Origin of the sequence: Paratractidigestivibacter sp. (assembly GCF_052362415.1) — a bacterium.
Taxonomy (GTDB): domain Bacteria; phylum Actinomycetota; class Coriobacteriia; order Coriobacteriales; family Atopobiaceae; genus Paratractidigestivibacter.
Window position 1 is genome coordinate 35946 of record NZ_DAWEMK010000004.1, and the last position, 10687, is coordinate 46632.

Sequence of the window (10687 nt, forward strand, 5' to 3'; positions counted from 1 at the left end):
GCGCCGGCCGCCCACTCCGTGAGCTCGTCGCGCGCGGTCTCGCACGCGAGGACCGCCTTGGGCGACTGCGGCAGAAGCGCCTGCGAGCGCGCGAGGGTGTTCTTCACATGGCCCTTCTGGGCGCGGGCGACGCCCGCCGCGAGCGAGAGCAGCGTCGACTTGCCGGAGCCGTTGCCGCCCACGAGCGCGCGCACTTCTCCCCGAATCAGCCGCAGGTCAAGGCCGCGAAGCACCCAGTCGCCGTCGCGGTCGTAGCGAAGCCACGCCTCCCGCACGTCGACGGCGGCGGCACCTGCGGGCGCCGGGCGCGCGGGCAGCGCGGCCAGCGGCCGCGGCTTTGCGAGCGCGGACAGCTCCACCTCGCGCACACGCCCCTCCCCCATCGCGAACGCGCAAGTGGCGTACTCGGCCATCGCCTGCGGCGCGTGCGTGGCCACCACGACGGTGATGCCGAGCTCGCGGTTCGCGCGGAAGAGCAGCCCGAGGAAGGCCTTCTCGGCTATGGGGTCGAGCATGCTCGTCGGCTCGTCAAGCAAAAGCAGCCGCGGGCGCATGGCGAGCGTCGCCGCGAGGGCGAGCGTCTGCCGCTGGCCACCGGAAAGCTCGGAGGTCTGCGCGCGGAACCACGGGCCCATGCCAAAGAAATTGCAGGTCTCGGCCACGCGGCGGCGCATCTCGTCAGCGGGAACGCCGAGGTTCTCGAGGCCGAAGGCCATCTCGTGCCAGACGGTGTCGCACACGATCTGGTTGTCGGGGCTTTGGAACACGTAGCCCACCGCAGCGGCAGACTCCGCCGGCGAGAAGGACCGGACGTCGGCGCCGAAGGCGAGAACCTCGCCCGCGCGCTCGCCCGCCGGCGCGATCTCGGGCTTGGCAAGGCGCAGCAGGGTCGATTTGCCCGAGCCTGTGAGGCCTGTGAGCAGCGCGAACGCGCCATCCGGAACGACGAGCGACGCACGGTCGAGCACAGGGGCCACGCCTCCGGGGTAGGTGAACGTGAGGTCGCGGACCTCGAGCGCGGGCATGGCGGCGCATCCCCGCGCGGGCTTCTTTCCAGGCAGCGTCATTCCAGTCCCCTCCAACGGATGCGCTCGGCGACGGCCGCAACGGCCGGCAGCAGCATAAGCGCGGCGTAGGGCGCATAGCCCCACCAGCACACGAGCGCGGGCATCACCGGGTAGAAGCTCCACTGCCCGCACGCAACGGCGGCGAGAAACGCGCAAAGAAGCGCGAGGGCCACAATGCCGCAGGTCTTCGCCGCGTCGGACTCGCGCAGGGCATCGGCCCGGTAGCTCGTGCGGCGCGCGCCCGACTCCCAGCCGCGGGCGCGCATGGCGTCCGCGCGCTCAAGCGAGTCCTCGAGTGCCCAGGTCATCAGCTGACCGGATTCCCGGGTCAGGCGCTCGCGCAGGCCGGGGCGCGGACCGGCGGCACTGCACGCGGAAAGCGACGCCTCGACGCCGCGGCTTCGGCGAAGCAGCTGCGGCGTGAGCTGCGACGTCATCGAAACCACAAGCGCCACCGAGGACGAGCCCCCGCGCCCGAGCGACAGCAGGCGGTCCTGCGTGAGCACCGCCGCCGCTCCCTCGAACCACACGACGACGGACACCATGAGGGCGCCCATGACGGCTCCGTACGCAAGGCTCTCGGCGTACACGCACACAGGGCCGAGACGCACAAGGAGCGTCGAGCCGGACGCGGAGAAGAGCGGGTTGGCGAGGCACACGAGCGCGAGCATGGGCAGCTGCCAGCGCAGGCCCAGAAGCGTCGCGCGGCCGCCGCGGGCGAGCGCCGAGAACGCGAGCGCGCCCGTAAGCGAGAGCGCCACGAGAACCGGCTGCACGGAGAACATCGTGAGCAGCAGGATCGCCGCAAAGAGCGCCGCCGGCACGCACGCGTGACACGCGTCGAAGGCTATGTGCCTTATTGTTCGGCCCACGCGTCCGCCTCGCTTCTGTTTTCAGCCTTCGGCACGCCAAGCACTTCTCGCCAACAGTCCGGAAAACCCATAGGCGCAAGCGAAACATTTGGATATGCATCGATAATGTGACCAAGTTCAATCGCCATGTCATTCCAACGATCTGGCCACGTTTGTTCAAAGAGCCGCTTTATCACAATAAATGTTGGGAATTCCTTATTTGATGCCCAGCGGATGTCCTTGCGCAACATTTTTGGACGTATTCGCATTACACGATTATAAAAGCGTCCCTGATGCGCGCAGAGATTACGCACTGCGCACAAGTGCATCAGCCAGCTTTTTAGGATTGGAGGCCTTTGGCCAAATGCACCGGCGATCGCTTTCGCGGTCGGCGCCGTCCTAGAGTCATCTCGCAGCAGGCCAATTAATGAGGAAACCTGTCCCATTGTCATGACCTCGACAACCGCCCAACACGGGAGGTCGCCGTATTTCTCCAAGTTATGACAAACGCACGGCTCTTGATTCTTTTTCGCCCTTGCTATCTCTTGATCAATTGACGAGAGCAGCCCTCCGTGGCGAGAGCTGTCGGCAAATAGCAGCGAATCCCGATACGCAAGCGGGCCATAGTCGCGTGACAGGAAGTAAGCAAAACTGGTCCGAATTTTGATTTCTATAGGTTGTATAGCAGCCCATAACCATTGACGCAGCGCAGCATCCAATCGATAGATATCCACGATCGAAGACAGCTCTGTTGCCTTTGCGATTTGGCCATTGTGTTCGAAAGTCATCCAATAAGCGCGAAGGCGATAGTAATTGATGTCTTCAAGCAGTTCTTTTGCTTCGTTCAAATCTGGGCATTCGATGCCCGTCTCGACAAGATGACGCACCTGCTGATCAACCGAAAGAAAAGGCTTCATTTCTACAAAAAAGGAGCCAGCTTGGTTCGCATCATCGTTTCCGAGAGAGGCGCGCTGGCTACTATTGTCTTTTACTATACCCTTCGCAGTTTTAGGTGCAACAGCATCCTCATTTTTGTGACCAGAATCCATCGCCCGTTGGCTGCTGTCCTTGACCATAGCGCCTCCCCACTCAAATCTCGTGGCGTTCATTGTATAGAAGCGCGGGCGCCGACGAGATTGCCGGCGCCCGCGCGCGGATGGCGTATGACGCCAGTCGATCTAGTACTCCACGTTGGCGTACCACCAGTAGATGGACTCGCCGCCGGAGAGCACATAGCTGGAACACGCGATGTTGGCGACGGTCCCGTTGACGGAGTACATCCACCCGCTCATGCCGCCGTGTTCCTTCTCGGCAAGGCCGGCGATCGAGCTCACGTACATGCCGTAGCCGGTGGCCTTCGCGTTGAACGAGACGCCGCAGCTCGCCAGGGCGTCGTAGACGGTCGCGCCCGCGGGAAGCGCAAGCGTGGCCGACGAGCTGCCCGCCCCGGCGGACGAGCCGTCGACGGTGATGCTCACCGTGATGGTCGCGCCCTGCTGGGAAGAATCGCCCGAGGCAGAGCCGCCCGTAGAGTCGCTCTTCGACGAGACGTTCTTTCCGTTCTGGTCGACCACGCGATAGGTGGTCTTCGTCTTGGTCAGGGCCTCGCCGTCGACGGTCTTTTTCTGGACGACGGTGATGGCGGAGTCGTCGGGAAGCGTCGGGGCCTCGCCGCCCTGCTGGGCGAAGGCGGGGGCGTCGCCCAGCAGCGCGTAGGCGTTGCCGCTGATGGCGTAACCCTTCGCCGCGGACAGAAGCGCGGAGGCATCGCCGGAGGTCGGGGCATCGTCGCAGCCAAAGCGCACGACGAGGCGCACCGCGCCGTTGGCGTCCTCCGAGATCCAGGTCACGTCGGACAGGCCCACGTTCTGCTCGGCGGCCCACTTGGCGAGCGCGGCCGCGCGGCGGGCGGTCTCGTCGACCATGGCGGGCGCGTCGTCGGTCGTCGCCTGCTCGACCCAGACCCCGTCGGCAGTCAGGACCGCCTTGACGTCGTCGGCCGCGACCGAGACGTCGGAGCCGTCGAAGCTGAGCCCCGTGCAGGCGGCGGCCACGTCGTCGGCGGTCACCGTGTTCGCGGTCATGGTGACCTGCGGCGTCGCGGCCGCCTGGCCGTCGGCGGCGGCAGGCTCAGCCACGGTCTGGAGCGCCTCGCCGGAGAGAAACGCGAGCGGGTCGTTGCCCTGCGCGTACTGCCATGCGGACCAGGCGCAGAAAACGATGGCCACGGCGGCGATAACGGCGACGACCGGGCGCCAGACGCGGGCGCCCTTCTTTCCCTCGTCACCGGGGATATTGGAATTAGGCTCGGCCATTACTCCTCGTCCCCCTTCCTACGCTTGGCAACAAGCACGACGATGAGCGCCGCGGCGGCCACTGCCATGCCGATGAAGGGCCAGATGGGAAGCGCACGACTGGACTCAGGAGATACGAAGCCCGCATCGGCGCCGAGGTCGGCCTCACCCTCGGCAGAAGTGGTGGTCGGAGTCGTGCCCGTCGCCTCGCCGGACGTGAAGCCGGAAAGAAGGGAGGCCTTCTCCTCGGACTCGTTGGCCTCGGCCGATACGTTCGACTTGAGGGTGAGTGCGAGCGTGGTCTTCTTGCCGCCGTTGCCGGACAGCGAGATCTGCCCGCCGGAGGCGTTGTCCTTCTTTGCGTCGTCGGTCTTGTTGTTGTCGTTCTTTGCGTTCCACTTGGCGTAGAGCGTCACGTCGGCAGTCACGACGTCCTTGGCGAAGTCCCAGGCCTGGGTGCACGCGGCGTCCTTGTACCAGCCAGCGAAAGTGAAGCCGGCGCACGTGGGTTTGGCCGAGGGTTCAATGACAGGATGGCCCTGCTTGACGCGCTGGGACGCGGGAAGCTCAGCGTCCTTGCCGTTGGCATCGAAGGTCACCGTAAAGCGCTTGAGACGCTCGCCGTTGCCCTTGATGGCAAAGAGCTTTCCGGAGTCGTTGGTGTAGTAAAGGGAGCCGTCAGATCCCACCGAGATGGACGACATGCAGTAGTCCTGGTTCGCGGTGTCGGGCGTGTAGAGAAGCTCTGCCTCCTCGTCGCCAACACGGTAACGATAGATGCCGCCGGGGTTGTTGTTGGAGGTAAAGTAAACGTAGGTCTGGCCATCCTGAACCGAGACGATGGGCTGGGACTTGACGTCGCCGCCCGCATCGTAACCGTACTGCCGGATATAGTTGCCGTCGGCCTTGCACACGGCATTCTCGACCTTCATGGTCGCCGCGTCGATAACGGCAATCTGACCGTAGTGATACTCGTACTCCCCCTGACGGCCGCCCGTGAAGCCGTCTGCAGATGCGCCGCCCACGACGATCTTTCCATTGGCGAGAACCGGGGTGGATGTGGAGCTCGCGCCGAACTTGACGCTTGAGGCCTCCGAGAGGGTGCCATCGGCGGCCATCGAAAGCTTGTGAAGAACGCCGTCGCTGCTTGTCACATAGAGCGTGGAGCCGTCCGCCAGAACCGTGGTGCGTACGCGGTCGGCAACCTTGAGGGTCGAGACAACATCGCCCGTCGCCGGGTCGACGGCACTCACCGTGCCAGAGTCGTCGGCGATGACGCCGTAGCCGCCGACGAACGCCATGCCGGACCAGTAGTAACCGGCGGAGTTCTGATTGGCCTTGTTCCACATGACTTGGCCGTCGGACAGGCGGACGCACAGCAGGTAGCCGCCGTAGCTGTTCAACCGATCGGCGTCTGCCGACCCAAAGTAGGCGTAGCCGTCACGCACCGTGACGGACGAGAGGGACTGCTGGCTGCTCTTGGTTCCATCGGGCAACGCGTCGGTCACCCACTTGGTGGTAAGCGAGTCAACCGTAAGAGCCTGGAGGCGGCCGGAGCTCAGCGGCACCAGGATCAGGCCGTTGACATAGACCATGCGCGAGGTCGAGTCGATTGCCGAGACAAGCGCCGCCTCGCCGCCCTCGGCGGTCTCGCCCGTGTCGACGTTCTTCTTGTAGAGCTTGGAGCCGACGGCGATGTAGACGTAGTCGCCAACGAGCAGAGGATCGGACACGTAGGTGTTGTGATCGTTGGGGTCCTTGAGGGCCGTAATCCACTTGGCCTCGGCGTCCTTGGTGGGAACGGGAGCCTCCGTCACCTTGTCGGCGCTCGTGAATCCGGACCAGGCGCTATCCCAGTTGGGACCGTGTGCGCTGGGGTCGACGACAACGCCGTCGACAACGTAGCTGCCTTTAACCCACTTGGCGTAGAGAGTGAGGTCCTTCGTTACAGATGTCGAGAAGTCATAGGGACTCTTCAGACCGGCGTCTGCGTACCAGCCGGCGAACTCGTAACCGTCCCGCTTGGGGGCAGCGGGTTTTATCGCCTTCGCGCCATCAGCAACGACCTGGGAGTCGACCGCAGAGCCTTCCCCGGTATTGAATGTAACCGTATGCGGCAACGCACTGACGGAGCCGTCGCCGAAGACCCACTCGATCTTGTCGCCAGCCTTGACATAGTAGTTGACCGCGAGCAGGTTGCTCTGTTTTCCGTTGATGTACAGAACCCACCAGCGCCAGTTGCCTTGGGAGTCCTGCGCGCTTCCGAGGGACGTCTGGCCATTAGGCAGGGTGCCGTCCTTGGCGGAAATCGTATACATGCCGTCGTCACAGGTCATACCATGCTGTTCGAGCACCTGTTTGGTAAGAGCAGCGGCAGTCATGGTCTCGCCCGCTGGAATCGTCACCTCGGTCTGCGGCACCCAATTGGCGTCGTTGCCCTCTGTATCAGGGCCCGTGACCTGCGCCGTGACGGTAATAGCTTTACCCTCGTTGGGGTCATCGAGACCAGTAGATCCCTTAATCGCAACCGTCGCGCTTACGTCCTGGTTGGCAAGCTTGGCATAGGTCGGGTTGTCCGGATAGCGCTCGGCGTAGCGCGCGTACTTCTCGCTGGAGAGGCGAGAGGTAATAGTGACCCTGGTGTTGTACTCGGGCTTCTCGCCAAGAACGAGATTCTCGTGCTTGAGGAGATCGGGGCGGCTCGATTTAAAGAGGCGATACCCAGCAGTCTCACTCGCGCCCTCAAGCTCCACCGGGACGATGCCCGAGCCCGCAGCGTCGGTGGTCGCCTTGTCGTAGCTCCATGCGAGCTTACCGTCGGCGTCGAGATACGCCTTCTGGAAGGCGTGCATGTTTGCGGTCACGCCGGCGGCGTCCTGGCCGTCGAGGATGGTCTCGGCGTAGCCCGCCTTGGCGGCCTCCATGAGCTTAAGCTCGTTGTCGAGGTCGGTCTGATCCTGCGGCGCAACCGTGAAGTCAAGCGTCTTTGTGGCAGTAACCTCGGGGTTGTTCTTATCCGTAACCGTGCAGGTGAGCTTTGTGGAGACGGCGTCCAAGCCGGCCTCGGGACGGTATACCGTGCCCTTATAGCCGTTGAAGGTCACGTCATCGGTGCTCGCGGAGTACTCGACCTTATAGTATTTGCCGTCGACACCGAGCGTGCTCGTGCGCGGCATCTGGAGGTCGTCGGTCAGGCCGTCCTTATTGGCAACCGTATCGGTACCGGAGTACTTGATGTTGCCGTAAGCAAACGCCGCGTCGACCTTCTCCTGCAGCGCCTTCTTGTCGGCAGCAACCTTCTCGGGGTCGCCCTTGACGGTCACAGTGAAGTCGTGCGTGCCCTCAATGCCAGACGGGCCGCCGCTCACGAACGAGACCGTCGCGGTCAGCGTAACCTCGCGATCGCTCGATGCGCGCGTCACCTTGCCGGTGTAGTCGCTCCAACCATAGCCGGAAGGCCAAATGGCATCGCCGTCGGAGCTCTTCCATTCAACCTCGAACTTGCTCTTGGAGCCTGCGCGGTACGGAAGCGTGAGATTCGACGTGACGGACTCGGCCGAATCGCCCGAAGCGTAGCCTATGGCAATTTGCTCGGTGGCATTGTCAAGAAGTTCTTGGACCCGAGCTTCGTCCCAGGCAATCTGCACCGTCTTGTTGGGCTGATAGCGTTCGGTTTCGTCGCCGCGTGACAGCTCAAACACGACGTCGGCGCTGCGCAGGCCGTCGATGTTGTAGCCGGTGTACTCGTTGGGATCGATGTAGAAGAACGTCACATCGCCATTGGTCTCGTCCCGGGCGTCGGAGATGCCGACCGTCGCCTTGGCATCCTCCGCCTTAAAGAGCACGGCGCCCTCGGAGACCTTAACGTCAACGTCATCGAAACCAAGCTCAGCGAGTTGGGCTTTCAGGGCATCGTTGACGTTGCCGCCATCGGCGCTGTAATCAACTGCGATTTGCTTGTTGGCGTCGTTGAGTTTCTGGACCGCGGCCTCGAGCGAACCGGCGGCGATAACGGGATTGGCAGAGACGAGCTCGACCGTCGAGTTACCGCTCGTGGCAACAGCCTTGAGGTACTTACCGGCAGCAGAAGCAGAGACTGTTGCCGTGGCGCCCGACATGTCGGGTAGAGGCGTCCAGTCGGCCGCGGGAGCCTTCGCATCGTCAGCTGCATACCAGGCAACAGTCGCTTGGTCGGTGACATCAATACCGTTGGTGGTCGAGCCGTCAGCGCGCTTGGCCTGCGCCGTCGCCTTGACGCTGTCACCCGAAACCAGGTGGGTCGAGTCGCTGTTGATCTGCGGGGTGGTAGTCACGCGCAGCAGGTTATACTCCCCCGCCGCGGTAACGCTGTCCGACGAAACCCACTCAACCGTGTTGTCGAGAGCGCTCGCGGTGAGCTTGATGTGCTTTCCGACGAGGGAATCGTTGAGCGTCAGCGCGCCGGTCTCGGCGTCAATACCGTTGCTGACTTCGACCCAATCCGAATCGTCCTCACCCTTGGCATACCAAGCGAGCGTGAGCTTAGCGTCCTCGGGCAGATCGGAATCGGACCAGCTCGAGGAGCCGGGAATCTTCACGCGCGGGGTGAGCACCGCGCCAACGGAGAGGGTCGTCGAAGACGCCTCGTTGGGGGCAACGGACTTGAGCTTGTACTGACCGGCAGGCGTCACGGGGCCAACGGGGTCGACGGACTGCGTACCGCCGTAGGTGCTCTTCTTCTCGGTGCTCTTCACCGAGTTCTTGCTCGTGGCGATCACACGAATGTACTTGCCCACCATATCGGCCGTGGGCGCATACGTTGCAGAGTCGGTCGCATCGGGAATGTTGACGAAGTGGCTGTCGTAGGAGCTCTTGTCGTTGGAGTACTGCCACTGATAGTGGACCGTGTCCGTCGCGGAGACGTCAGTGTAGGAGTTGCCCTTGGTCGCCTTCGCGGTCAGAGCCTTACCTGCAGCAATCTGTCCGGATGCCAGAGCGCCCGTGACCGTCACGCCGTAGAGATCGACCGCTCCAGCCTCCACGACGGGCAGGGTGCTCGACTGCTCGTCACCGAAGCCGCCGTTGGCGCGTGCTTGGACGTATTTGTTCGCCAGCGCCGCGTCGGGCGTGAACGAGTTGGTGTCCGCCCCTTCAATCTTCGTGTTACAGGTACTCGGGGAGTCCCCGTAGTACCAAGACCAGATAACCTTGGGGTTCGAGGTCACGTCATCGGAGCCCGACTTCGCGGTGGCGGTGATCTTCTCGCCGACTTTCGCCTCGACGGTGCGGTCGAGGGCGATCTTCGTGATGTTGACGGAGCCAGAAGCGCCGATGAGGCTCGTGCCCTTGGTGGTGTAGTCGCTGCTGCCGATCTTTGCGGTTATATGGCAACGGACCGATTTGCTCTCGTAAGCCATGAGCTCGAGAGTGTTCGACGTCGCGCCCTCGATGTCGGTATAGGTACCGCCCTTGGCATCCGCGATCTGCCACTGATAGCTCAGCTTGGACGCATCGATGTAATCGGAAGCGCCCTTCTCTTTGGCAAGGGCTTGGACGGTGTCGTCAACGGTATAGACATAGGTACCGGAGGTGGAGCCTTCGGGGGCCAGGATGGCGGAGTAGATGTCCACGGCGCCGGCTTGCTTGAAGGGACCCACGTAGCCGGTCGGCCAGCCGCCAAATGAGACATCGTTCGCGCCCGCATTGGCGGACACTGATACGTAGCAGCCCTCAAGGTCGTCGGCCACCGTAAGCGTAGGACCGGACTCCCCCTCGATGGTCTCCCACTTTGTGGAGCTGCTGGGGGCTGACGTGCCCTTGAACTTCTTCCAGGTGTAGGTGACCTTAGAGTTATCGACGTAGGTGGGGCTGTAACTCGAGCCGGTGTACGCCTTAGCCGTGAGGGTCGCGCCGATCTCCGTGGAGGAAGCGGAGAGCTCGACGCCTGCGAGCTTGACCGCGCCGGCCTTGAGCACAGCATCGCTCGTCGTGGCCTCGACGTCGTTTACCCCTGCGTTTGCCTTGACCTTGACGTACTTGCCCTCAAGAGCGTCGGTTAGCGTGAGAGAGGCGGTCGCCGCGCCTTCAATCTCGGTCCAGCCGGAGTATTTGTTGGTCGACTCGTACCAGGTGTAGGTCACCGTGGTGTCGCGCGCGGCGGGCGTGTTGTACGCGGTATACGGCGTAGCGGTCAGCGTGTCGCCCACAGCGGGAGACGAGCTGCTCAGCTTAACGGAGTAGAGGCTTGCCTGCCCGGCGCCCAGCACCGGACCGGGAATGTAATTGGCATTGATGCCCGAGCCGTAAGAAACGGAGGGGCCGTAATAGTCCTTGCCACCCGCAGTTACCTTGCAGATGAAGTACTTGCCCACCATCGCATCGGTGATGGTAAGCGACTGCTCGTGGCCCACGACCTCGGTGTAGTCGGCGACGTTGTTGCTCGCCTTAGTCGTGCCGGCGAGCCACGTGTAAGTCCAGGTGCCGGGGTTGGTGACGG

5 protein-coding genes are annotated in these 10687 nt (G+C 63.2%); all 5 read right to left on the minus strand.

Annotated features, from left to right (window positions below):
- On the minus strand, positions 1-1067 hold a 1067-nt coding region (locus tag ACT84W_RS01050; RefSeq protein WP_444327911.1), incomplete at its 3' end, for an ATP-binding cassette domain-containing protein.
- Positions 1064-1939, minus strand: a complete 876-nt coding sequence (locus ACT84W_RS01055) for an energy-coupling factor transporter transmembrane component T (RefSeq protein WP_444327912.1) — start codon at positions 1937-1939, stop codon at positions 1064-1066. The genes ACT84W_RS01050 and ACT84W_RS01055, both read right to left, overlap by 4 nt.
- Positions 1924-2994 (minus strand): Abi family protein, encoded by a 1071-nt coding sequence (locus ACT84W_RS01060; protein ID WP_444327913.1) that lies wholly within the window; start codon positions 2992-2994, stop codon positions 1924-1926. Before ACT84W_RS01060 ends, ACT84W_RS01055 begins: the two co-directional genes overlap by 16 nt.
- A 102-nt stretch (positions 2995-3096) precedes the next feature.
- Positions 3097-4233 (minus strand): DUF4430 domain-containing protein, encoded by a 1137-nt coding sequence (locus tag ACT84W_RS01065; protein ID WP_444327914.1) that lies wholly within the window; start codon positions 4231-4233, stop codon positions 3097-3099.
- The coding region (locus tag ACT84W_RS01070) for an InlB B-repeat-containing protein (RefSeq protein WP_444327915.1) at positions 4233-10687 on the minus strand (6455 nt) is incomplete at its 5' end. The genes ACT84W_RS01070 and ACT84W_RS01065, both read right to left, overlap by 1 nt.

What these genes read in the sequence shown, in the direction of transcription:
- ACT84W_RS01065 (WP_444327914.1), bottom strand. Translation starts at nt 4,233, where the DNA reads ATGGCCGAGCCTAATTCCAATATCCCCGGTGACGAGGGAAAGAAGGGC.
- ACT84W_RS01060 (WP_444327913.1), bottom strand. Translation starts at nt 2,994, where the DNA reads ATGGTCAAGGACAGCAGCCAACGGGCGATGGATTCTGGTCACAAAAAT.